The organism is Alkalibacterium putridalgicola (assembly GCF_900109825.1).
GTDB classification, from domain to species: Bacteria; Bacillota; Bacilli; order Lactobacillales; family Carnobacteriaceae_A; genus Alkalibacterium; species Alkalibacterium putridalgicola.
The window spans coordinates 1-25,273 of record NZ_FOBL01000017.1; the positions used below are offsets into that span (position 1 = coordinate 1).

The 25,273-nt window shown below is 47.7% G+C and carries 17 protein-coding genes; 16 read left to right on the top strand and 1 reads right to left on the bottom strand.

What is annotated here, in order from left to right; genetic code table 11:
• Positions 1 to 313: 313 nt before the first annotated feature.
• The 9 genes from BMX84_RS12500 to spxB all read left to right on the top strand — a co-directional run bounded on the left by BMX84_RS12500 (position 314) and on the right by spxB (position 10,700).
• Positions 314 to 487: a hypothetical protein gene (locus BMX84_RS12500; RefSeq protein ID WP_177165496.1), complete on the top strand. Its 174-nt coding sequence runs from the start codon at positions 314 to 316 to the stop codon at positions 485 to 487.
• Between the two features lie 235 nt (positions 488 to 722).
• Positions 723 to 1,901, top strand: a complete 1,179-nt coding sequence (locus BMX84_RS06850) for a hypothetical protein (protein ID WP_143058689.1) — start codon at positions 723 to 725, stop codon at positions 1,899 to 1,901.
• 11 nt (positions 1,902 to 1,912) lie between these two features.
• Positions 1,913 to 3,106 carry a hypothetical protein gene (locus BMX84_RS06855; protein WP_091488349.1) on the top strand — a complete coding sequence of 398 codons (1,194 nt, stop codon included), beginning with the start codon at positions 1,913 to 1,915 and terminating at the stop codon, positions 3,104 to 3,106.
• On the top strand, positions 3,103 to 4,050 hold the full coding sequence (locus BMX84_RS06860; protein ID WP_091488351.1) for an ABC transporter ATP-binding protein: 948 nt from the start codon (positions 3,103 to 3,105) through the stop codon (positions 4,048 to 4,050). The genes BMX84_RS06855 and BMX84_RS06860 overlap by 4 nt, the downstream gene beginning before the upstream one ends.
• Positions 4,028 to 4,951 (top strand): hypothetical protein, encoded by a 924-nt coding sequence (locus BMX84_RS06865; RefSeq protein WP_091488353.1) that lies wholly within the window; start codon positions 4,028 to 4,030, stop codon positions 4,949 to 4,951. Before BMX84_RS06860 ends, BMX84_RS06865 begins: the two co-directional genes overlap by 23 nt.
• A 12-nt stretch (positions 4,952 to 4,963) precedes the next feature.
• Positions 4,964 to 5,659 (top strand): hypothetical protein, encoded by a 696-nt coding sequence (locus tag BMX84_RS06870; protein ID WP_091488354.1) that lies wholly within the window; start codon positions 4,964 to 4,966, stop codon positions 5,657 to 5,659.
• A gap of 95 nt (positions 5,660 to 5,754) precedes the next feature.
• Positions 5,755 to 6,084: a hypothetical protein gene (locus tag BMX84_RS06875; RefSeq protein WP_091488356.1), complete on the top strand. Its 330-nt coding sequence runs from the start codon at positions 5,755 to 5,757 to the stop codon at positions 6,082 to 6,084.
• Positions 6,085 to 7,071: 987 nt separating this feature from the next.
• Positions 7,072 to 8,778 carry a purple acid phosphatase family protein gene (locus BMX84_RS06880; RefSeq protein ID WP_218142346.1) on the top strand — a complete coding sequence of 569 codons (1,707 nt, stop codon included), beginning with the start codon at positions 7,072 to 7,074 and terminating at the stop codon, positions 8,776 to 8,778.
• Positions 8,779 to 8,906: 128 nt separating this feature from the next.
• Positions 8,907 to 10,700, top strand: coding sequence for a pyruvate oxidase (gene spxB, locus BMX84_RS06885; RefSeq protein ID WP_091488358.1), 1,794 nt, complete (start codon positions 8,907 to 8,909; stop codon positions 10,698 to 10,700).
• Between the two features lie 134 nt (positions 10,701 to 10,834).
• On the opposite strand, the gene BMX84_RS06890 is transcribed toward spxB, so the two are convergent.
• Complete coding sequence (locus tag BMX84_RS06890) at positions 10,835 to 13,072, bottom strand: S8 family peptidase (RefSeq protein WP_143058690.1); 2,238 nt, start codon at positions 13,070 to 13,072, stop codon at positions 10,835 to 10,837.
• A gap of 241 nt (positions 13,073 to 13,313) precedes the next feature.
• Between BMX84_RS06890 and BMX84_RS06895 the strand changes: the two genes are divergently transcribed.
• The 7 genes from BMX84_RS06895 to BMX84_RS06925 all read left to right on the top strand — a co-directional run bounded on the left by BMX84_RS06895 (position 13,314) and on the right by BMX84_RS06925 (position 25,128).
• Positions 13,314 to 14,285 (top strand): DUF2399 domain-containing protein, encoded by a 972-nt coding sequence (locus BMX84_RS06895; protein WP_091488361.1) that lies wholly within the window; start codon positions 13,314 to 13,316, stop codon positions 14,283 to 14,285.
• 21 nt (positions 14,286 to 14,306) lie between these two features.
• Positions 14,307 to 16,355, top strand: a complete 2,049-nt coding sequence (locus BMX84_RS06900) for a beta-galactosidase (RefSeq protein ID WP_091488362.1) — start codon at positions 14,307 to 14,309, stop codon at positions 16,353 to 16,355.
• Between the two features lie 131 nt (positions 16,356 to 16,486).
• Positions 16,487 to 17,434, top strand: a complete 948-nt coding sequence (locus BMX84_RS06905) for a LacI family DNA-binding transcriptional regulator (RefSeq protein WP_091488365.1) — start codon at positions 16,487 to 16,489, stop codon at positions 17,432 to 17,434.
• A gap of 701 nt (positions 17,435 to 18,135) precedes the next feature.
• Positions 18,136 to 20,013, top strand: a complete 1,878-nt coding sequence (locus BMX84_RS06910) for a glycoside hydrolase family 13 protein (RefSeq protein ID WP_091488366.1) — start codon at positions 18,136 to 18,138, stop codon at positions 20,011 to 20,013.
• Between the two features lie 33 nt (positions 20,014 to 20,046).
• Positions 20,047 to 22,323: a glycoside hydrolase family 65 protein gene (locus BMX84_RS06915; RefSeq protein WP_091488368.1), complete on the top strand. Its 2,277-nt coding sequence runs from the start codon at positions 20,047 to 20,049 to the stop codon at positions 22,321 to 22,323.
• A gap of 492 nt (positions 22,324 to 22,815) precedes the next feature.
• Positions 22,816 to 23,478 carry a beta-phosphoglucomutase gene (pgmB, locus tag BMX84_RS06920; RefSeq protein ID WP_091488369.1) on the top strand — a complete coding sequence of 221 codons (663 nt, stop codon included), beginning with the start codon at positions 22,816 to 22,818 and terminating at the stop codon, positions 23,476 to 23,478.
• 27 nt (positions 23,479 to 23,505) lie between these two features.
• Positions 23,506 to 25,128, top strand: coding sequence for a glycoside hydrolase family 13 protein (locus BMX84_RS06925; RefSeq protein WP_091488370.1), 1,623 nt, complete (start codon positions 23,506 to 23,508; stop codon positions 25,126 to 25,128).
• Positions 25,129 to 25,273: the final 145 nt, after the last annotated feature.

Here is a 25,273-nt window from a genome sequence, read left to right on the forward strand (position 1 = left end):
CGCAATAGCATTACTCACTCGTAAAATGACGCGAGTACGTCGAATGAAGGGCGTAAAGGCATTACTCAACTGAGAAATCGCGTGAGTACGTCGAAAGAAGGGCACAATGGCAGTACTCACTCGCAAAACTGCGTGGGTACACCGAAAGAGCACAGCAATAGCCCTGCTCTAAAGCAATCGTCTTTGAGTGAGCGTTAAGAATGATCAACGTATGGTAAGAAAGCTTTAGATCGGAAGATCCTCGTCGCAGGACGAGGATCACCTCTAAATAAAATAAAATTTCACCATACGTGAAAAAGAAAGGAGGGTCAAAATGACGAATTTATGGTTCTCAGTTTTTCCGCTTATAATGATGCTCTTCAGTCTCTTGATTGCTGGGGTGTTCATCTACGCTTTACTGTCTTTGGCACAAAGCAACCGTCAGCAGGCAGAGTCGTTAAGAGAAATCGAAAGAACGCTGAAACGCATGACAAATGTCAAAGACTGATGTAGACGTTCAATAATGATCTTTGCAGGACTTTGTATAAAATATAATCCGATTAATAAAAAACTGATGAGCTTACTGTTCTGCAGTTTTTTTGCGTTATAACCGCTCATATTATGAAGAAAGTATGAAATCCCCTTGAGATTAGAAAAAAATGATAAAATGTCGGTCTTTTATGATTTTTCTGTGATAAACTAGTTAGACAAGTGAAAAAACTATACAAACAAAGGGCGATCGTATGATAAGGCAAGTAATGAGTGAAACGGTCACGTACATGTGGCGGAACAAGAAGAACAGGTTAGTCATGATCTTATGCCTGGGTGCTGTTCTTTTACATAGTTTATTTATTCTACCGAATACTCCGGGAAATGAGGAAGTGAATCTAACGCAGCTGGAACGACAGATGGAAGCGAACCGGCAGACGTTCGAAGATCAGCTGGCCAAAGGGCTCACGGTCCCGACCTTCTTCACCGGGACGAGTGCGTATGAAACAGCACGTAATGAATATGTCAATCAGCGGGAGCTTCTGACAGCTCTGAATAACGGAGACGTCAGACGGTATCTGGAGATCCCTTACCGGCCGACAGCTCAAGGCTCGGAAGAGGGAGGCGGGAATGCGTTCAGTGTGCCCTTTAGAGTCCTCGGAAATGCGAAAGAAATGTTCTTTTCCAGCCAGAAAACAGATTATTACTTGAATGAAGCGGAACCGCTGACCTTTCATATGGTACATGAGCGGACGAGCCTGCAGCAGCTCCATCTCTTTCTGATCGGACAGGGACCATATATACTGCTTCTACTTCTGCTGTTCATGATCAGCGACGTCATTACCAAAGACCGGTCACTGCGGACACAAAAAGCCGGGGTCCCTCTAAACTGGTTTGGCTATCTGTTCATCCAGTCGGTGACGGCACTCGGTTTCGTCACACTGTTTTTTGTGGCATTATCGGGTTTCTTCATTCTCCTGAATGGCCTGCTCCACGGCTTCGGTTCGATAGCCATGCCGGTCGGAGCTCTGGGTGAAGCCGAAAATGCGTATGCCATGCTGCCGTATATCACGATGGAAGTCGGGACTTTCCTGCTTCGAAGCCTGCCGTATGTGCTCCTTTTGATGTACGGCTTTACACGATTGAACACGCTGTTCAGTCTGATATTCAGGCACGATATCGTGACGTTTATTGCATCGGTGTTCGTTCTTTTGTTCCCGCAGCTTTATTACAGCCCCGGAACAGAAGAACTGCTCGGCATCAATCTGTCTTTCTACCCGCAGACCTATTACCATTTCGGTGATGTGGTGACGAGCAGACTGAACGTGCCTTATGACAGAGGCCTGTTGGTCCTGGCAGTCACTGTCTTAGTGATCGAACTGCTGAACGTTGGTGCCACCAAAGTGATCAAACGCCAGAGCTTCGTGAGATAAGGAGGAGAAAAATGAAACGTGTACTGAAATGGAACGGACGGCTGTTACTGCGTGACTGGAAAACGCGCCTGCTGCTCATTGGCTTTTTTCTTTTCCTGGGGACGTTTTCCCTGCTCTACCGCCAGCAGAATGTGGTTTTGCCGGAAACCCAATTGCGTTCGGAATATAGTGACGCGCATAACATATTCCGGCTGATCCCGGATGCTCATTTTGAAGGTGAACTGGGGGAAGAAGTCCAGCAACGTCTCGGACGGAATTCCACATTGATCGGACTGAACCGTTACATACTCACGCAGCGTGAAGGGAATACGGTCGACGGACTGGAAGACGTCGTGTCTGATTACCTTGATAATGGAAGAACCATGGCTGAAAACAATCTGTTTTTACTTGAAGCCACAGAATTTGAATCGCATGACCTTCTGACCTCCGTTTATTTACCGTCTAGAAGTGAAATCGAGCGCGAGATCGCTTTTTACGATGCTTTAGAAGAAAGTGACTTGCCGATCGAATGGAATCCTTATGCGTCGTCTCAGATCCTGGAACAGCAGCTGGAACTGTTCGTGTCGGTCGTCCTGTTTATTGCGATCGCACTTTTAGCCGGCGATCACTTTACAAAGGATCAGGAAAATAATTACAGTGTCACACAGGGCCTGCCTTTGCCGATGAAAACGCAGTGGCGCGGACGAAGCTTTCTGCTCTGGCTGATGACCTGGCTGGCCGCCCTCCTGGGGATCGGTGTGAGCTACGGTCTGTCTTTATTCTTTGAAACGACCGGCAGTCTGAACTATCCGGTGGAACTTTATGTCGACCAGGCTGTCACCTACATCCCGTTATGGCAATACGGCTTACTGCTGACCGGACTCGGTATGATCGTCAGTTATTTGTTCCTTTTGATCATCACCGGACTCAGCTGGATGATCCGAAACATTTACCTGACACTCTTTATTGTCGCCGCGTTCGTCTTTCTGCCTCAAGTATGGACCCTGCTGGACCCTTGGACCTCCTGGCAGCCGTCCTTTTATACTGAAGTGGTTGCGGTAGTCTCAGGACAAAGTGCCATGCAGTTTGATTTGCCAGGGATCGTCTACTGGAAACTGCCGATCGTCGCACTGGGTGTCTGGCTGGCCCTTGAAGGCGTCTTCCACATCATCTTTAAACTGATACCGACCCAGCGTTCCGGACTGAAAAGGAGAGTGATCGAATGACTTTAGAAGTAAAAAATATAACCGTTGCTTATGGCGAGCGGGAAGTGTTGAGCGATATCTCGTTCAAACTCGACAACAGTCAGATCATCGGCCTGGTCGCACCCAACGGGACCGGAAAAACGACTTTATTCAATGCCATCATGCGCTTTATTCCTGTGAAAGCCGGGCATGTGTATGTCGATGATCAAGAATACACGGCAAAAGACAAAGATGTGTTAAAACTGCATCAGCTCATCACCTTTTTCCCGGATCAGGCAGACCTGCATGAGAACTTCAGCGGGACCGAACACATCGAGATGTATGCGGATATGTGGGCCGGCAAAAAGGATCATGTGAGAGACATCATTAATCGGCTGGAAATGGATGATTATGTCGACCGCAAAGTCAGCACCTATTCTTTAGGCATGCGCCAGCGTCTGTGTTTTGCCATGGTGATCGCTTCCGACACACCGATCATGTTCATGGATGAAGTGATGAACGGTCTGGATCCCGAGAACGTTTCTTTAGTCTCCGATATTCTGATCGAACTGAGAGATGAAGGCAAGATCATCATCGTTGCGTCCCATTTGCTGGACAATCTGGATGAGTATGCCAATAAAGTCTTTTTCCTGAAAGACAAGAAACTGCATTTCGTTTTCGATCACAGCGATGAAAAGATTGATTACTTCAAACTCTTATGCACGGAAGAACAGGTGCAGTATCTGGAAACACACGTCACCCTGCCGGAAGAAACGATCCATTTGGGCAACAATGTCTTGTGTATCCCGCTCAACGACCTGAGCGAAGCCGAACAGCTGGCGATCTATAAACATCTGCGTCATTTAAAGGATGTTGAGATCACCGTCGGACCTTTAGGTACATCCGAATATTATTCTCATTTGTATGGGCTGAAAATCCATTCATTCAACAGGGGGCACCAGCATGACGAACCTGTTTCAAAGTAAAAAGTATCTGATCCTGTCACCTTTGCTGCTTCTTATTTTGTCAGGCTGTTCAAATTTTGCCGGTATAAGAACGCCGTTATATGACGGCGAACCGGTCGAACCGAATGAAGAAGCCATCGAAGAGTACGCAAAGACCCAGAAGATCAATGAAGAAAACGAAGCCCATTATTTCAGGTATCCGTTGAGCGAGACATTGTTCGAACCGTCATTGGACTTTTCCGATGAAGAGATGGTCACTCTGGAAAAAGGGATGTATACTGTAGGAGAAGACCTGCCTTCAGGACGGGTCATTTTCGAAGGCCATCCAAGTGACTTCAGCCCCGACGTCTTTATCATCCGGGCCGGGAATGTCACCGTTTATGACACAGAAGGAGTGGTGACCTTTGAAAACCACTTTCAGGAAAACAGCGGAGTGATGCAGGCGGTCGTTGATCTGCGCGAAGGCCAGACCATTCAAGTCGAAGGCGAGACCCCTGAGATCTTTGTACACTATAATGAAGACGCCGCCGGAACTGATCCGGAATCTGAAACGGAAATGGAAGCAGAACCTGACTCGTCCCGGACCGTCGCTTTAATGGCGGGACACTATGAAGTGGGCAGACATCTTGATGCAGGGACATATACTCTGGAGACGATCGAAGCGCCACGTACACCAGTCCTCTATCACTTCACAGACGGGGACATCGAAGTCGTCGAACTCACCCAAAATAGAGGGGCGAGCCCGAGGGTTCCTCCCGATGTCCTGGAAGAGTGGTTCGAACTGGGCCGTATCACGGAAGATGAATATGAACAGAACAAAGAGCTGATCGAAAATAAGCCGGACAAAGCGGTCATCGAATTGACCGACGGAGATAAACTATACCTTCCGATGCTGAACCGGCTGGAACTGGAAAAACACTGAGGAGATAAAAAGATGTATGCATTTTGGATGAGAGCCGAGCAGTTTTATACGTATACGATGCCATTGATCGTCATGATTCTATTGTTTTTAGCGATCGTGTTCGTCTTTGCCTATTCCTATATTGATCCCAACAAGCCTGTGCGCAAATATGTGACAAGAGGCTTTTTGGGTCTGATCGGTCTCTGCGCCCTTTATTTTCTGTGGGGGCATTTGACCTATAATCACTGGGTCGAGCAGAACGAGTATATCACGCCCGGCATCCGTTCCTATCAGACGATATTAGGCATCAGAACTTCGGAAGACCCGTCGATCGTCAAATCATACCGCCGTTCGGATTCTTTGAAAGAGAATCTGCTGGCGCTTGAAATGTATGAAGCGGAACGAGTCACCAGGCCATTCGACTATACCTACGCGGGATCACTGGAGAATAATCACTACTTTACTTACGGTGACGAAGACCAGTATGTGTTCACTCTGCAGGGTGACATCAACTGGACGGACAGTACGCGCGAACTGGTGGGGCTTGAATTCAGCCTGACCGATGAACGGTTTGCAGATATCGGTTTCTATAACGAACCGGATATCATTTTTGATTCCCTTTCCCTGCCGGAATCGGAACAGAAAGAATTATCGGACATCGATACGAACGATGCGTTATCGATCAATGACATGATCGGTGGCTGGAACTTTGGACGCCAGTTCTATTAAAGGCTGTGAAGCGAAAGTGAATAGTGATATAGGCGTTGTGTTTTGCCTTTGAGGCTTGTAAAATAGGAAGAGAAATAAAATCAAAGGAGATCACTATGAATATAGAAGTATTTACACAATTTCGTTTAGTTTTTGGACTCATTCTTGTTTTTCTCGGCCTCTTTCTCGTCTTATCTATTCTGCCAAAAGGACGCGACGCTATCGTTACTTTCTTTTCGGTCCTGGCCGTCTCCGTTACGCACGCGCTGATAGCCATCGCCTTGATCATCACAGAAAACATGTTCCTGGAAGACTTTGCCCTGGAAGGGGATTCCATCACGTTTTACATGTTTCTGGCCATACTGGCACTGGCCATCATTAATCCGATCGTCTATAAATTGCGCAATAGATCAAATCGTCGAGGATCATCCTACTCGTTTAGATAATAGAAAATATAATTTCAAGCGAACGTTTCTCTCACTGTATTGTGAGAGGGACGTTCGTTTTTTTGTCTAGATAAAATGTATCACTGAATTGGAAATATTTAAATAGAATCGCCCTTATAACATTACCAGGGAGCGTCTTTAACCGTAACTCAAAAGGTTTTAAGCGCTTGAGATCCTATTAGTGCGACTGATAACTATAACTCAATAGATTGCTGGCCAACGAGTTCCTGTTATAACGCGCATTAACCCCAACTGGTGAGTTCTAAAGGGGCCAGGTTCCTATTATAAGAGACGATAGCCGGAACTCGCGGACGCTTTGAGTTCTGAGATCCTGCTATAGCGGCCTATAACCTGAACTCGCAAGGCTTTAGGGCTTTGAGTTCCTGGAATAGAACGGTATTCCCTGAAGTGGGAGAGGCAGCAGCGTTTGAGTTCCTGGAATAGAACGGTATTCCCTGAAGTGGGAGAGGCAGCAGCGTTTGAGTTCCTGGAATAGGGCGGTATTTCCGGAAGTGGGAGAGGTAGCAGCGCTTGAGTTCCGTTAATATGACGGTATTCCCGGAAGTGGGAGAGGCAGTAGCGTTTGAGTTCTTGGAATAGAGCCGTATTCCCTGAAGTGGAAGTAACTGTAGGTCTGGAGTTCCGGGAATAAGGACACATTCCCGAAACTGGGACTGACCCCGGTTTACGAGTTACTGTAATAGGCAACAAAACAGCACAGTTACAGCATAATCCTATCTTTTTCAAAGAAAGGATTGAAGGATCACCGGAAAAAGAAAGAAGCAATAAGGATAGAGGTTGAGCCAGCTGGCTCAACCTCTTCATTTCTTGTTCGATCAAAATGAATAGGACATTGACCTTGCTTTCAAGGTGCTATCCTTTTAGAAAAACAGCCATTTTGAGTAAGATATATGTAACGTTAATATGAAGAAATAGAGGTTTTCCATCCTTAGCGACTGATGGCAGAAGGAACAAGGGAGGGCAGTCATGCGGCCTAAAAAAATCTCACATAAAATTTTTCTGGGAAGTGGTGTAACAACGGTGTTGCTGCTGGGTATCGCTGTCTTTGAACACCTGACCAACTCGCCAGATTCTTCCATAGAATTTATGGAAAACAAGCCGGAAGTGGCAGAGGTCCAACCGACTACTGTTCCGAACAGAATAAGCGTGACCTTTAACGGAGACACCCGGACCCGGATGGGGTTTAACTGGTACACCGGAAATCACTATGAAGATGCCAGCGTATGGATCAGCACATCTGACGATCTTCAGGATCCTATCGTTTTTGATGCAGAAGGCGAAGCGGTGACGAGCCGGTATGCTGAACGAACGGAAGACGGTTTTTTTATCTTTTTTGACGATGAACTGGGTTACTATACAGATCAGGATAAAAAAGGACCGGAATGGACAAGCGGAGTAGCGGTAGGCTATCTGGAACTTACAGACGAAACGGAATATGTCTATAAAGCACTGGCGACCGACTTGGAGCCGGACACGACCTATTATTATCAGGTGGGGAGCGAGAGTAGTGGGAAAAGTGCTGTCGGGAAGTTCACGACCTCAGGTGAGACAGGAGATGACTTCACATTCGTTCAATACACAGACACGCAAAATGCCTACTGGAACGAGCATGTGCATAATGAAGCCATTTATGGGGCCGATACACTGGAAAAGGCCATCGACACCGCTGATGGCCCAGAATTTATCCTCCACACTGGGGATGTCGTGGAAACGGCAGAAGTGGAAGACGAATGGGTAGATATCTTCTCAAAATCTCAGCGGCTCTGGATGCAGCAGCCACTGGCCGTCGCTCCCGGCAATCATGATGAGCACGCCTTGCATGAAGGCACACCACTCCAAATCGATGCATTTAATGCCCATTTCAATGTACCGGTCACGAATGATGCCATAGATGGGGGTTCGTACTACTCGTTTGACTATAACGGTGTGCACTTTGTCGTAGCCAACACGAATGACAATAAAGTATCCGCGGACAATCCCGAAGGTCAAGCCTTAGGAGAAGAGCAGCTGAACTGGATCAGAACAGATATAAAGCGGGCCAGAGATGCGGGAGCTGAGTGGGTCATATTGAGCTTTCATAAACCCCTGTACTCCAGATCCTATCATTCACTAGCGGATAATGATGTCCAGAAAGTCAGGGATGAGTTCATGCAGACGATAGACGAATTGGACGTCGATTTAGCATTACAGGGCCATGATCATGTATTTTCTAGAACCGAGCCGCTTGCTTACGTGTCGAGTGAAGAATCTGTGTTCAACGCTAGGGTGAGTGAAGCCGGTGAAATCATAGAAGAGGAGAATAAGTCGACGTATATCAGCCCCGAGGGGACGATTTTTGTGCTGCCTCATGCCGCCGGGACCAAGGCTTACGTCGATTTGTATAGCCGATCACTGGCATACATTCATGATATGCGTACGGATCTACGGTGGATGACACAGGAAAACGTGAATGCGTATAATGATTTATTCGCTTTCGGCGGGCAGCCGCAACAAGAAGAAGTGTTTTCAGACTCTTATGCCAATGAACGGCAGTCACTAGTGCAGAGTTTTGCTGTCTATCATGTTGAAGATAAAATACTTACAGTAGAGATGTATGAAGTGAGTGGGGACCTTTCAGAAAATGTGGAACGATCTGTCGATAAAGTGCATGAATTTGAAATCATCAAAGAGTAATGAATCAAAACCAAATAATTTTATTGAATAAACAGTCATGCTACAGTTGAATTATAGAGCAGTTTATAGAATAGACTTTAAAAGTTTGATCAGACACTAATTAAATCTAACGAAAAGGGTGAAGACATATGACTGAACAGAAGAAAACGATCGAAGCAGGGGTCGCCGCAGTCAAGGTGATGGAAAAATGGGGTGTGAAAAATATCTACGGGTTGCCGGCAGGCACACTGAACTCGTGGATGGATGCTCTAAAAAAAGAAGAAGAGAACATCCGCTTTATCCAGGTCAGACATGAAGAAGTGGGTGCTCTGGCCGCTTCGATGCACGCCAAGTTCACCGGCGAGATCGGTGTGGCCTTAGGATCAGCCGGCCCAGGTGCGACCCATTTAATGAACGGTCTGTATGATGCCCGTGAAGACGGGGTACCCGTTCTTGCGATCATTGGTCAGCGTGCAGAAAAAGAAATCAATATGGACGCTTTTCAGGAGATGAACCACAATCCGCTGTTTGCCGATGTCACGGTGTATAACCGCCGTGTCGCTTATCCTGAACAGCTGCCTAAAATCATTGATGAAGCGATCCGTACGGCTGTTGCCAGAAAAGGGATAGCGGCTGTGGAAGTGCCTGTGGACTATGGCTGGGTCGAGATCGACGAGGACAGCTGGTATGCTTCCGCGGACTCGTATAAAGAGCTGCCGCATCCAGTCCTGAATGAAACAGATATAGACGAAGCTGTAAAGCTTCTTGAAAACGCTGAACGACCGGTCATTTATGCAGGGATCGGCACGCGAGGCAATGGAGAAGCCGTGATGGCCTTGTCCCGTAAATTGAAAGCACCCGTCGCCATCACTGGGATCAATTACGATACCTTCCCGTATGACTTTGAAGCCTTTTTAGGATCAGCTCACCGGGTGTCCAGAAAACCGGCTGTGGAAGTGTTTGAAGAAGCCGATGTGGTCCTCTTTGCCGGGAGTAACTATCCGTTCTCGGAAGTCACGGATATCTTCGACGGGATCGATAAATTCATCCAGATCGACATCGATCCGCACAAACTCGGGAAACGGCACAAAACAGACGTGGCGATTTTAGGTGATGCAGGGGAAGCAATCCGGCTGATGACAGACAAGCTGCCAGAAAAAGAAGAAACGGCCTGGTACCGTGCGAACCTGAAAAATATAGAAAACTGGAAGACCTATACAGACAAACTGGAACAGAAAACAGAAGGCGAGCTGCAGTTCTATCAGGCGTATCACGTCATCAATCAGGTGGCGGACGACGATGCCATTTATTCTGTGGACGTCGGCAATACCACACAGACGTCTGTACGCCACTTGCATATGACACCGAAAAATATGTGGCGGACCTCAGGTGTATTTGCCACGATGGGTAATGGACTGCCGGGTGCGATCGCGGCCAAGGCCGATTTCCCTGAGCGGCAGGTCTGGAACCTGACTGGTGACGGAGCCTTCTCGATGGTCATGCAGGACATCATCACGACCAGACAGTATCAGCTGCCCATGATCAATGTCGTCTTCTCGAATACGGAATATGCCTTTATCAAAGATGAACAGGAAGACACGAATCATGCCTACTTTGGCGTTGACTTCAAAGGGGTGGATTATGCGAAAATCGCTGAAGCCCAAGGAGCCATCGGGTACACGGTGAGAGAGATCGGTGAACTGAAAAAGACATTCAAGAAAGCCGTTGAACATGAAAAAGCGGGCCGTACCGTCGTGATCGATGTGAAAGTCAGTACGGATCGGCCGATCCCTGTGGAAGCACTGGAACTGGATCCGAGACGTTTTTCTGAAGAAGAGATCCGAGCCTTCAAGGAACGGTTTGAAGCAGAAGAGCTGGAACCGTTCCTCACGTTCCTTGAACAGGAAGGTCTTGAGTCAAGAGCACTTAAAGACAACAGTTAAGGAATGAAAAAGAGAACTGCCGCCGGCAGTTCTCTTTTTTATACAAAAAAATGCTCTTAAAAAGCAGGAGAGACAGTTTTCACGTCCCCTTGACTTAGTAAGAGCTTATTTCTTATTCAGTTTATGAGAAGGTGTTACTTAGCTTTGCCGCCAAAGAAGTAAAAACCACCTGACACAGAGAGGATAACGACGACGACACTGCTCAATACAACAGGTAAGCCGGAAGAATTCCCGTCGAGAAAGGCAGATTCATCTTCTTCCTCGGTCTCGACCGGTTCTGTCTCCGGTTGTTCCGGTTCACTGACAGCAGGTTCTTCCTTCTCTGCTTCAGCATCTGCTCGTGCGGACCCCAGTTCTTCCGGGTTGAAGACGGCAAGCGTCGGTGTCTCAGTCGTCACCCCTACGACACCGCCTTTGGTATAGGCATCTCCAAGCAGTTCCCACGATTCATCGGTTTCGTTCCATTGGTATAAGTTGTCCTGATTATATTCCGCTGCCGGGGTAAAGAAGCGGTAAGTCATATGTGACGGGAAGGAAGCCAGTTGCTGGCCTTCCTGTTCGATACCGAAAGTCAGGATCTTGCCTTTCGTGATCTCTTCAAAAGTCACGGCCTGTCGTGTCGGTTCGAAGGTCAGCAGCGCATTGCCTTCTGAGAGATTACTGGTCGGAATGACCCATTCCAGATCGACACGTGCGACTAAAAGGGCGACATTCTTCTCTTTAAGCGTCTGGATCTGATCGCTTGACAAACTGATGCGATCGATATGTCCAAGTGAAGCATCGAAAGATACAGCGAGCACGCCATTTTCAGCAACGGCTTGGATATCTTCTTCCACTATGGTAGCGACACCATTGGTTTCTGACGGACGGATCCAGACTGTTCTTTGTGGTGCCGGTTCTTCGGTTTCTTCACTGTCTTCAGCCGGTGCTTCATCATCAGATGAATCCGCTGGTTCATCTTCGTCAATTTCTTCTTCCTGCTCAGTATCATCACTGCCGGCAGGCTCTTCTTCAGCAGCCTCTTCGGTTTCGGAACTGTCCTCATCCGCCGTCTCTTCAGGAGCAGGGTCCTCGGTGCTGTCTTCTTGTTGAGATCCCTCTGTTTCTTCAGAACCGGTTTCGCCTTCAACCGGCGTCTCATTGTCGGATTCAGGAGCTGGTTCTTCTTCAGAAGGTTCTTCAGTCGGCTCTTCTTCAGGCACCGTTTCGTCAGGGATCTGTTCGGCATACTGAACGAGTCCGTAGCCATAAATGACGTCACGACCGGTTTCGCCCAGGTCAAGGGCCTGATCGGTCATGCGCTGGCGGATAGCACTGGCGCTTTCATTCGGATATTTATCCATTAAAAGGGCTGCCACACCGGCAACGTGCGGAACGGCCTGAGAGGTGCCGGACATTGGGACGTGTGAACCGTCTGTGCTTAAACTTAATATATTCTGACCGGGAGCGGCCAGTTCATTTTCAGAGGCTAGCATGGAATCACTGACATGGGCCTGACTCTGATTGACACCAGAAACGGCAATCACTTCAGGGTGGGCAGCCGGATAATCGATCGATGCATTATCTTCGGTCATATTCCCGCTGGCCGCAATCGTCAGGATGCCCTGACTGGCTGCCAGTTGGATCATTTCGTGGACTTCGTTATTGGGTTCGGCATAGCCTGAACTGATGACGATGATGTCACTCTCGTTTTGAATTGCCCATTCAAGACCGGACAATAAATTTCCGACGCGTGTTTTGCCGCCGTTATCTTCGTGATACACCTTAACACCGTAAAGGTCGATACCTGGAGCTATGCCCTGCGCGCGGGTCCCTTGCTCTGCGCCCAGGATACCGGCGACATGGGTGCCGTGTCCGGAGTGGTCATTCGTCCAGGGGTCCGGGCCCATCTCGTCATCTTCACCGAAAATACTGTAGCCACCGGCATAGGTGATCTCTGGATGCTGATAAAAACCTGTATCCAGTACGGCCACATTCACGTTCTGACCGGTATAGCCGTCTTCCCAGGCATCGAATGTCCCGATCATGTCCTGGTTCCAGTCATCGATGGAGACGTCATAAGTGGATTGGCTTGTTTCCACTTCCTGATTATAGGTGATGCGTCTGACGTTTTCCTGGAGACTTACTTCCTTGACTGCTGATACTGGGACCGACATGGTCTGGATCGGCAGGACGTCCATCGTTTCGATATTTTTAAAACGGGGATCCAAAGAGGCTTCATCTGGCACCGTCTCTTCATAGCGAACGATGATTTCTAAATAGTCTTCATTATCTGTGCGGTCGTCTTCGGCAAAAATTTGTCCGGCCGGTAAAACCGTGGATAAGAGGAATATAAGCAGCGTTCCGACTGCCCCTCTTTTAATATGCTTCATTCTCACTCGATCGGTCTCCTTCTTGTTTTATTGGGTTTTAATTGATCCGTTAGTTGTTTATCTTTGATTCATTTTGCAACATTAATAACATAGTATCATAAGCACAGATGACAGGCGTGTCAAAAGGCCTTCTAAAAGAGGAATACTTGTCGGGAATGTCACATTTTGTTAAAAATCTGAGATATTCACTTAAAAATGGTAGAATAAAAGAGACAGAACAGAGAAGGAAGTGCTTGGAAAGATGTTTAGCCGTGAACACCTCCTCAATGAATTACAAGAGGAATTTCCGCTGGTCAGAGACTGGCTGATTTATATAAGAGACAACGAGGAAGACACCAAATGGATCCATGACTTGATCGATGCGTCTCCGAAACAGTTTGAGCAATGGGTACTTTATTTATCCGAAGGAATCCGCCTGCTCCCGACACGCCCGGTCCGGCTGTCTGTATTCAGCCAGATCATTACACTGGATGCGAATGCCTTTGATCCGGCGTCGTCTTTAGGAAAACTGTGGCTCCACGTCTTAGCTGAGACCAAACGTGTCCATTCGAAAGAACATATTGTTATGCCGACCGATCAGAAAGCTGTCAGCGATCTGCTGGAAGATTATCATTTGTACCGGGAAGATATCTCCGATTCTGTGACAGCCGTGAATTTATTCGCTGAAACAGCCTCCGGTTATCATCCAGTATGGGAAGCGGCAGTCCACAGCCATAGTGTGCTCACCGTTCCTCTGCGAGAAGTCGTGAAGCTGCGTGCCGTTTATCCTGCTCATGAGCAGCCGATCGTATGGATCATCGACAATGCCGAAGTGTTCAGCCGGATCGCCGACAGAGTGCCGACACTGCCGATGATCTGTACGAAAGAGAAATGGACACGTACAGCCTGGGGAGTGTTCGACCGTCTCATCGCCAATGGTGCCGAGCTGCGGTTCGTGGGTGATCTGACTCCACAGGGCATCGTTAGAGCTGAAGAACTGCTGCTGCGTTACCCGGACAGGACACGGACGTGGCAGATGGATGTCGAAACCTATCTCAAGGCCAAAGACGAAACACTGGACCTGACTGACTCAGATTATGCCTTACTCGACAAGCAGCATGTCGACTATCTGGCTTGTCTGAAAGATGAAATGCGCGATCAGGGACATCCGGGACACCTTATGACAGTTATTGATGAATTAATAGAAAAATTGAATCATTATTACCGAAAATAATGAAACGAGAGGACGATTCATATGACTAAGAAACGTGTAACAGATGAACAGCGCCTGCTTCACGGGGGAGATTACAACCCGGATCAGTGGCTGGCTTATCCCGAAATACTGAAAGAAGATGTGGTCCTGATGCAGAAAGCCCACACGAATACCTTCTCCATCGGCATTTTTGCCTGGGCAGCTTTGGAGCCTGAAGAAGGAAAGTATGACTTCGAGTGGCTGGATGAGGTCATCGAACGCATTCATTCTTTCGGCGGCCGTTTTATTCTGGCAACGCCAAGTGGGGCACGTCCGGCCTGGATGTCCAAAGCGCATCCTGAAGTCCTGCGTGTGGATGCCAGCCGCAGGAAACAGCTGCACGGTGGGCGCCACAATCACTGTTTTTCTTCTCCTTATTACAGGGAGAAAACGCAGGAAATGAATACAAAACTGGCTGAGCGCTACGGAGAGCATCCGGCACTACTCATGTGGCATATCTCCAATGAGTTCGGCGGCGAATGCCACTGTGACTTGTGCCAGCAGAATTTCAGAGATTACTTGAAAGATAAATACGAGAATGACTTGGATCAGCTGAATGATTCCTGGTGGGGACCTTTCTGGAGTCACACGATCAGTGACTGGGAACAGATCGAATCACCCTCGCCGATCGGGGAAAGTGCTGTACATGGGATGAACCTTGACTGGCGCCGTTTCGTTTCGCATCAGACGATCGACTTCTATAAAAATGAGATCGAACCATTGCGAGACATCACACCCGAGATACCGATAACGACGAACTTCATGTCGGACAATCCTGAGTTCACGCCTTTTACGGGACTGGATTACAGCAAATTCGCCAAAGAAGTGGATGTCATCAGCTGGGACGCTTATCCGGCCTGGCACAATGATAAGGAAGACACCGCCACGCTGGCTTCAAAAGTGGGCTTTTTGAACGATCATTTCTACGCGATGAAAGATCAGCCTTTTCTTTTAATGGAGTCGACACCAAGTGGCGTGAACTGGCACGACGTCAATAAAGCCAAGCGTCCGGGGATGCACTACTTGTCATCCATGCAGATGCTGGCCCATGGATCGGACAGTGTGCTGTATTTCCAGTGGCGTAAATCACGTGGGTCTTCTGAAAAATTTCACGGGGCCGTCGTCGATCATGACCGTTCGCCTGAAAACCGCGTCTTTAAAGAAGTCGCGCGACTTGGTAAAGCGATGGAAGACATTTCGGATAAAGTCGTCGGTTATCAGCGTAAGGCAAAAGTAGCCATCATTTATGATGTTGAAAACGAATGGGCACTGAACGATGCGCAGGGATTCGGCTTGAAGACGAAGCAGTACGGCGAAACCCTCGAGAAGCATTATCAGGCTTTCTGGGATAAAAATATTCAAGTGGATGTCATTTCAAAAGAAGCGGATTTGAGTAAATATGACTTGGTGATCGCCCCGATGCTGTATATGATGTCAGAAAAAACAGCTGAAAAACTACAGGACTATGTGAAAAGTGGCGGCACGCTGGTGTCTACTTACATCACTGGCCTTGTGAACGAGTCGGATCTGACACATATGGGTGGCTGGCTGGCACCTTTGAAAGAAACCTTTGGTATGGCGCCTCTGGAAACCGATACGTATTATCCTTCTGATGAGAACAGCTTGGAGTATAACGGTAAAATCTATGCTATCAACGATTACGCAACTGTGATCGAAGCGAATGCGGCCAGCGAATTGGCTGTCTACCAGAGTGACTTTTACGCGGGCAAACCGGCCGTTACAGTCCATGCGTATGGGAAAGGGCAGGCGTATTACATTGGCGCACGCCTGGAAGAATCGTTTTTAGAGGATTTTTACGGTGAACTGATCACAGATTTGGATCTGAAACCGGCACTTGACGTCACACATGAACACGGTGTTTCCGTGCAGGCCAGAGAAGCTGATGGACTGAAAACTGTCTTCATCATGAACTTTACAGAGGATCTGCAGGTCATCGAGATCAACGAAGAAGTGACGGACATTCAGTCCGGTGAAACTGTGCATGGGCGCCTTGTTTTGCATCCCTATGAAGTAAGGATCGTTGAAAAGTAAGTGTGATTTTTAGATGGATTTATCCTGAATAATGACGGATCAGCATGAATCAAGCCACGGTTACATGATATAATCGAATGGACAAGTAATGAGACACCCCTGTGCACGAGCAGGTTGAAAGGAGAAAACGTTTGGCTACATTAAACGATGTTGCAAAGAAGGCGAATGTCTCGAAAATGACGGTATCGCGAGTCATCAATCATCCCGAACAGGTCACGGATGAACTGAAAGAACTTGTGTACGAAGCCATGAGAGAACTGAATTATCGCCCGAATGCAGCCGCAAAAGCGCTGGCGAACAATCGCACGCAGATCATCAAGTTACTGATATTAGAAGAAATGGATACCACTGAACCCTATTACATGTTCCTCCTGACAGGGATAGCCAATGAACTGGACAAGCACGCCTACAGTCTGCAGCTTCTGACACATCAGAACGTGCAGATCGGGGATTCCGACGGGTTCATCGTCTGCGGCATGCGTCAGGAAGATGAAGAATTGATCAAGTCTCTGGACAAACCGACCGTGCTTTTCGGCCAGAATGAGATGGGGATCGATTTTGTGGACAGCAATAATGAAGAGAGTATGGCGAAAGCGACGGAATATGCCATTGAAAAAGGTTATGAGAAGATCGTTTATCTCGGTATCGATGTCGATGAGCCTTTCGCCCGTTCTAGAGAAAAGGGCTATACAACGGTAATGAGTAATCACGGAAAAGAACCGTGCATCTTTAACCTTGAAAACCGCTCACGCTACTCGGCGGCCTTCATCCGAGACAACTGGGACAAATTTCCGGCGAACACGCTCTTTTTGTGCGCCTCGGACCGGTTAGGCCTTGGCGTCATCCGTGAAATCAAAGAGCACGATGGTGATATTCCGGGCGATTACGGTGTCATCGGTCATGACGGCGTCTTTCTGGACCAGATCGCCTACCCGAACCTGACGACATTGAAACAGTCGATCACGGAGATGGGGGCGGCCTGTGCCAGGATGGTCCTGAAAAAAGTTAATGAGAACGGGAAACCGCAGGGGGATCAGCTGTTTGAAACAGAACTGAAACTCGGCGGCACGACCCGCTGATAGAATAAAACGTCCAAGCCTGACTGCTCCAGTTGTCAGGCCTGGACGTTTTTGGTTTACAGTTTTGGTGATGGTTCGGTCATTAGAAATAATGGTGGAAAACGTAATAGCCGAAGATTTGAAAATTCGGTCGTTTCAACAGGACGCGCCGATCTAACTTACCGAAGTAGGGCCTGGTTCGGCAGTTTAGATTGGTGCATGTCCGCCTACTTACCGAAGAGGAGCTTCTTCGGTAAGTAGGTGAGGTACAGATGTATCTAAGTGTCGAATAACCGTCAACTTCGGTAAGTTGATCAGAGTGAAGGGAAGCTAAGTGCTGAAGTTAGGGAACTTCGGTCGGTTCGAAAACTGGGCGCCGTCGAATCGACCGAACCTCGGAAAAGTTCAGTTTGTCTGTGAAAAGAATACGGACGAATAAGCCGAACCTTCTGTAGTTCGGCTCATTCAACTGGAACAACACCTTATATGAATAAGCCGAACCGGTTCAATTCCAGCCAGCCGAAACAGTCAACCCGGCAACCGGAGGAAACGAGCTGCAGCTCGTTTCTTCTTAACTAGTCATTCTGTTACCGATAACACCGCGATTAGCCTTGTATAATTCTCTCCAAGTGCTAGAATCAGAGTGAAACCGCTTTAAGATGAATATATAGAAAAATAAATTAATCATAGCGAGAAAACTTAATAGAAGAAGGGGTATTTTTATGGATACAGCAGCAATTTATCACCGTTCCGAGAGTGAATATGCTTACTTATACGAACGCGGGCATTACCATATCCGTATTCGGACGAAAGCCAAAGACGTGGACAGCGTCGAGCTGATCAGTGGCGATCCTTACGCTCTGGATGAACAGAAATGGTATACAGACGGCAAAGAAATGAAGAAAGTCGCTACAACGAACATGCATGATTACTGGATGATCGATACACATGAGCCGACCAAACGCATGGCTTACGGTTTCCGTGTGATCGGCAAAGACGGCATTGAGATTTTTTATTCCGATCAGGGCGTCTATCCGTTTGAAGAGACATTTCTTGAGCAGATGAACTTTTATTTCCGTGTGCCTTACATCCACGAGATCGACGCCTTCCGGGCACCGAAATGGGCCAGCGAGACGATCTGGTATCAGATCTTTCCGGAACGTTTCAGAAATGGTGACGAAAGCAATAACCCGGAAGGAACCCTTCCGTGGGCGAGCAAGGAACATCCTTCCCGTGATGATTTTTACGGCGGGGATCTTCAGGGTGTCCTGGACGGTCTGGATTATCTGGAAGAACTGGGGATCAACGGCATCTACTTCACCCCCGTCTTTGAAGCGCACTCCAACCATAAATATGACACCATCGACTATAAAGAGATCGATCCGGATTTTGGTGACAAGGAACTCTTTAAAAAAGTCGTGGATGAAGCACACAATCGCGGCATGCGTGTCATGATCGATGCCGTTTTCAATCATGTCGGCATCCAGTCGGGACAGTGGCAGGATGTGCTTTTAAATCAGGAAAACTCAAAATATAAAGACTGGTTTTATATACATTCCTTCCCGGTCGAAGACGTCAGCGACCTGAGCACGGAAGAACTGGAAAATGTCGGACGTGTGAATTACGATACCTTTGCCTTTACCGGCCACATGCCTAAACTGAATACAGCCAATCCGGAAGTACAGGAATATCTACTGGATATCGCAACGTATTGGATCAAGGAATTCGATATCGATGCCTGGCGTCTGGATGTCGCCAACGAAGTGGACCATTTCTTCTGGAAGCGATTCTTCAAGGAAACCACAAACATCAAAGAAGACTTGTATATCCTGGGAGAGATCTGGCACTCCTCACAGAACTGGCTGAACGGCGACGAATTCCATGCCGTTATGAACTATGCCTTTACGGATAATATCGAGAACTATTTCTTCAAGAAGATTCTGTCTCCGACGCGTCTGGTGTCCAGCCTGAACAGTCAGCTGATGCTTTACCGTAAGCAGACGACCGAAGTCATGTTCAATCTGCTGGATTCCCATGACACGCCGCGACTATTGACCAAAGCCGGTGGGGATAAAAGCCTCGTGAAATCAGCGATGGCCTTCCTTTATTCACAACCCGGTGCACCGTGTATGTATTACGGGACGGAAGTGGGACTCGATGGCGAAGGGGATCCGGACTGCCGCAAGTGTATGATCTGGGATGAGAACAAACAGGATCATGATATGCTGCGTTTTTCAAAAGACCTGATCCGTTTCCGTAAAAAATATCAGCCGATCTTAAGTTATGGCGAAACCGAGTGGCACGACGTGAGAGACGATGAGCAGTTCCTTGGCTTCAAGCGTAAACTGGGCAATCAGGAACTTTACTTCTTCTTTAATCAGGATGAAGACGAGGCCTTCCTGCCGCTTCTGCCACATGGCGCACATAAAGTGTTCGGTTTTAATGACGAGTCGTATGAAGAGGACGAGATTTTGCATCAGAATGGTTTTTCTGTTTATTACTATGTCGATAACGAAGAAGAGAAGAAACAGCGTCTGATGAAAAAACGCAAGCGTGCGAAAAAACGTAAAGTCCTGCTTGAAGCGATCAAAAGCAGCTAGTTTAAAATAGAGAAAATATAGATTGGGATGTGTATGAGAATGAAGAGAATAGCAAAAATCGACCCGTGGAAAGTCATCACCACCGAGGTAAAGAAAGACAAGCGTGTACAGGAAAGTCTGACGGCCATCGGCAACGGCTATATGGGGCTGCGCGGAAACTTTGAAGAAGGATATTCCGGCGAGTCACATATCGGTACGTACCTGGCTGGTGTTTGGTATCCGGACAAAACACGTGTCGGCTGGTGGAAGATGGGCTATCCCGAATATTTCGGTAAAGTGATCAACGCCACGAACTTTATCCCCGTAACGATCCAAGTCGACGGACACAAAGTCGACCTGGCCGTAGATGACGTGAAAGAGTACCGTTTGGAACTGGATATGAAAGAGGGTGTTCTGAACCGTTCTTTCGTCTGGTCAAAAGACGATACAGAGATCGCCTTCACCTTTGCCCGCTTCGTGAGTGTAGCAACGAAAGAACTGGCGGTCATCCATATCGAAGCAAACGTTTTGAAAGGCAGTCCTGTCATCGAAATGACACCTCACCTGGACGGGGATGTCGAGAATGAAGACAGCAATTACGATGAACAGTTCTGGATCGAGCGTGACCGCGGGTTGACGCCGTATCCTTACTTAACGACCAAAACAGTGGAAAACAATTTTGGTACTGACCGCTTTACTGTGACGACGATGATGAACAGCGACGTTTCTGGCCTTGCTAAAGCAGACAGCAGCGAATCCGACATGCTGGTCGCTGAAAACTATAAAGGCACCGTTTCAGAAGGCGAGACCGTCAGTTTGACTAAACTGGTCTCGGTCATCACCAGTCGTGACGTCGAAGAAACCGATCAGGTCAAAGCGGCCGAAGCTATTTTAGCTGAAGCAAACGCATCGACGTATGCTGATTTGAAAGATGCCCATGTGAGCGAATGGGAAAACCGCTGGAACAATGCCGACGTCGTAATCGAAGGCGACGAAGCCAGCCAGCAGGGTGTCCGCTTCAATATTTTCCAGCTCTTTTCAACCTATTACGGCGAAGATCCGCGTTTGAATGTCGGACCGAAAGGCTTCACTGGAGAGAAATACGGCGGTGCGACTTACTGGGATACCGAATCCTGCATCCTGCCGATGTATCTGTCGATCACTGACGAAGAAGTGTCCAAGCAGCTTTTAGTCTACCGTCATAACCAGCTGGAAGAAGCGCATGTCAATGCATCCAAGCAGGGACTGGAAGGCGCACTGTATCCAATGGTGACCTTCACCGGGATCGAGTGCCATAATGAATGGGAAATCACGTTTGAAGAGATCCACCGTAACGGCGCGATCGCTCATGCGATCTTCAACTACTCGACTTATTTCGGAGACGAATCCTATCTCTTGGACAAGGGGATCGAAGTCCTGACTGGTATTTCCCGCTTCTGGGCCGACCGCGTGCATTACTCAAAACGTAATGAAAAATACATGATCCACGGCGTAACGGGTCCGAACGAGTATGAAAACAACATCAACAACAACTGGTACACCAACACGATGGCCGCCTGGACCCTGCGCTATACTTTGGAATCTCTTGAAAAAGTATCTGACGAGAAAAAAGCGAGCTTAAATATTGGATCCGAAGAACTAGACAAATGGAAAGACATCGTAGAAAATATGTACTTCCCTAAAGACGATGAGCTGGATGTCTTTGTTCAGCACGATACCTTCCTGGACAAAGATCTGCGTCCGGTGGATTCGCTGAAACCGGAAGAGCGTCCGATCAACCAGAACTGGTCATGGGACAAGATCCTGCGTTCACCGTTCATCAAGCAGGCGGATGTCCTGCAGGGCTTGTACTTCCTGAATCATGAATACAGTCAGGGTGAGAAAGAACGCAACTTTGACTTCTATGAGCCGATGACTGTTCACGAGTCTTCGCTTTCGCCATTGGTCCACTCGATCCTGGCTTCAGAATTAGGCAAGAAGGAAAAGGCGTTTGAAATGTATGAGCGTACAGCGCGCCTGGACCTGGACAACTACAACAATGATACGGAAGACGGCCTGCACATCACATCGATGAGCGGCGGCTGGCTATCCATTGTTCACGGCTTTGCCGGCATGCGCACCTTGACGGGTGAACTGTCCTTTGAACCGTACTGCCCTGAAAAGTGGGACGGCTACGAATTCAAGCTGAAGTACCGCGGCCGACTCATCAAAGTCATCGTGGACAAGGAAAACGTTGAATTTGCACTGCAGGAAGGCGATGCTTTAGACTTCAACCTTTACGGGGAATCAGTGACGCTTACAGACAGCGTCAAGCAAGCCATCCGAAAATAAAAGAAGGCGAGATCATCCGCGGATGATCTCTTCATTCTTGAAGTGCTTTGGTTTGGTGTTCGCTGGGTAAAGGGTATGGGATCGAGTGAACAGTTTGTGGTCTGAAATGTCGCACTGGGGAGGTGCTGACTCGCTGAGTGAACAATTTTTGGGCCGAGATGTCGCACTGATGATATACCGGCCTAATGAGTGAACAGTTTGTGGTCTGAAATGTCGCACTCGCGGAGCACCGATCTGGTGAGTGAACAGTTTGTGGGCCAGAATGTCGTGCTCATGAAGCACCGACCCAGTGAGTGGACAATTATCGAACACTGATGTCGTACTCGCAAAGCACTGACCCCGCGAGTGAACATCTTACCTACCCGAGCGCTTAACACCAACCAGAAAGCGCTAAAAATTTAAAACCCCTAAAAGCAGTGATAAAATAAGGAAGAGAGATGGCCATCTCTCTTTTTTCATTATGAAGCAGGCAGACATTATAAGGAGGACATTATGATTAAAGGATTAATATTTGATTTAGACGGCGTGATCACGGATACAGCAGAATATCACTACCTGGCATGGAAAAGTCTGGCGAAAAAGCTGGGTATCGAAATGGACAGAGAATTCAATGAACAGCTTAAAGGCATCAGCCGCATGGAATCGCTGGACTTGATATTAAAACACGGCAATAAAGAAAACGATTATACGGAAGAAGAGAAACAGGAACTGGCCACACAGAAAAATGAAGAATACCAGCACTATATCGAAGAAATCACACATAATGATCTGCTTCCAGGCATCGAAACACTTCTTAAAGAAGCTAAAGAGAAAGGGATCGGGATGGCCCTCGCTTCTGCCAGTAAAAACGGACCCAAAATAATCAGACAGCTGGAGATCGACGAGTTGTTTGACGGAACAGTGGTTGACCCGGCTTCTTTAAGTGCAGGCAAACCGGACCCTGAAATATTTATCAAAGGTGCAGAGGTACTAGGCTTGAAACCAGAGGAATGTGTGGGACTGGAAGATGCCGAAGCAGGCGTTGAATCGATCAATGCGGCGGGCATGTTTTCTGTCGGTGTCGGTTCGGAAGCGGCGATGCACAAAGCGGACTATATCGTTAAAGATACGAAAGAGCTGACACTGGATAAGATCCTGGAAGCAGCAGAGAAATAAATTTTGGATCATTGAGAGGAGCATTCTATGAAGTGGTGGCAGAACGCGGTGATCTATCAGATCTATCCGCGCAGTTTCAAGGACAGTAATGGTGACGGTATCGGGGACATCCCCGGTATCATCAGTCGCCTGGATTATTTAAAAGAGCTGGGGATCGATGCCATCTGGCTGAGTCCAGTTTATGAATCCCCGAATGATGACAATGGCTATGATATCAGTGACTACCAGGCGATCCATCCGGACTTCGGTACGATGGCAGATATGGACCGGTTGATCGAAGAAGCGAAAAGCCGCGGCATACGGATCGTTATGGACCTTGTCGTCAATCACACGAGCGACGAACACCAGTGGTTCGTCGAGGGAAGGAAAAGTAAAGATAACGAGTACCGGGATTACTATATCTGGCGCGATCCGGTAAACGGCGAAGCGCCTAATGACTTGACGTCGACCTTCGGCGGTTCGGCCTGGGAATATGACGAAAAAACAGCGCAGTATTATCTTCATCTTTTCAGTAAAAAGCAGCCTGACCTGAACTGGGAAAACGAAAAAGTCCGTCAGTCGGTCTATGACATGATGAACTTCTGGCTGGATAAAGGGATCGGCGGTTTCCGCATGGACGTGATCGATTTGATCGGTAAAAAGCCGGATGAAGGGATCACCGGGAACGGACCTAAGCTGCATCACTATCTTCAGGAGCTGCATCAGGAAACCCTATTAAATAGAGATGTCATGACCGTCGGCGAAACCTGGGGCGCGACACCTGAAACGGCAATGCTCTATTCCGATCCTCTGCGTCAGGAACTGTCTATGGTCTTCCAGTTTGAACACATGCAGCTGGATGAACAGCCGGGTGGAACGAAATGGGATCTCAAACCACTCGATCTGACTGAACTGAAAAGGGTCCTTTCAAAGTGGCAGGTGGAACTGAAAGACAGTGGCTGGAACAGCTTGTTCTGGAACAACCACGACCTTCCGCGGATCGTCTCCCGTTTTGGAAACGATACAGACTACCGGGTCGAAAGCGCCAAGCTGTTCGCGATCCTGCTTCACCTGATGAAAGGGACACCGTATATCTATCAGGGTGAAGAGATCGGGATGACCAACCGGAAGATCGAATCGATCGATGAAGTGGATGATATTGAAAGCATCAATATGTATCACGAGCGATTAAGTGAAGGGTATAGAAAAGACGCACTGATTCATGCGATCAATGTCAAAGGGCGGGATAATGCCAGAACCCCTATGCATTGGGACGATTCTGAACAGGCCGGATTCACGACCGGGACCCCCTGGCTGCCTGTCCAGTCCAACTATAAACATATTAACGTCAAAGAGTCTCTTGATTCTGAGGACTCTATCTTCAGCATGTACAAAAAGCTGATCCAGCTGCGTAAAGACAATCCGCTTGTCGTCTGGGGCGATTATGAGCTGCTTCTGCCGGATCATCCGTCCATCTTTGCCTATACGCGCAGTTATCAAGGAAACACGTGGCTGGTTGCCGCGAATGTCAGTGGACAGGAAGAAAGATTAGAATTGGATGAGGATAGACGTGTCGGTAAAGTGATCGTCTCAAACTACGGTAAAGAGGAAATCGATTTAGAAATGGCAGTCCTGCAACCTTTCGAAGCCACCGTGGTCGAAATTGCCTAATAGTTAAAATATAAACAAACTATTGGATAAATCCTGATACCGGTAACATTGAAAAAACGATTGAAACCGTTATTAAAAGCTTATATAGTTAGAATGTAATCACTTACAACACCTTTTCTAAACAAACTGGATTTTGGAAAGCCTT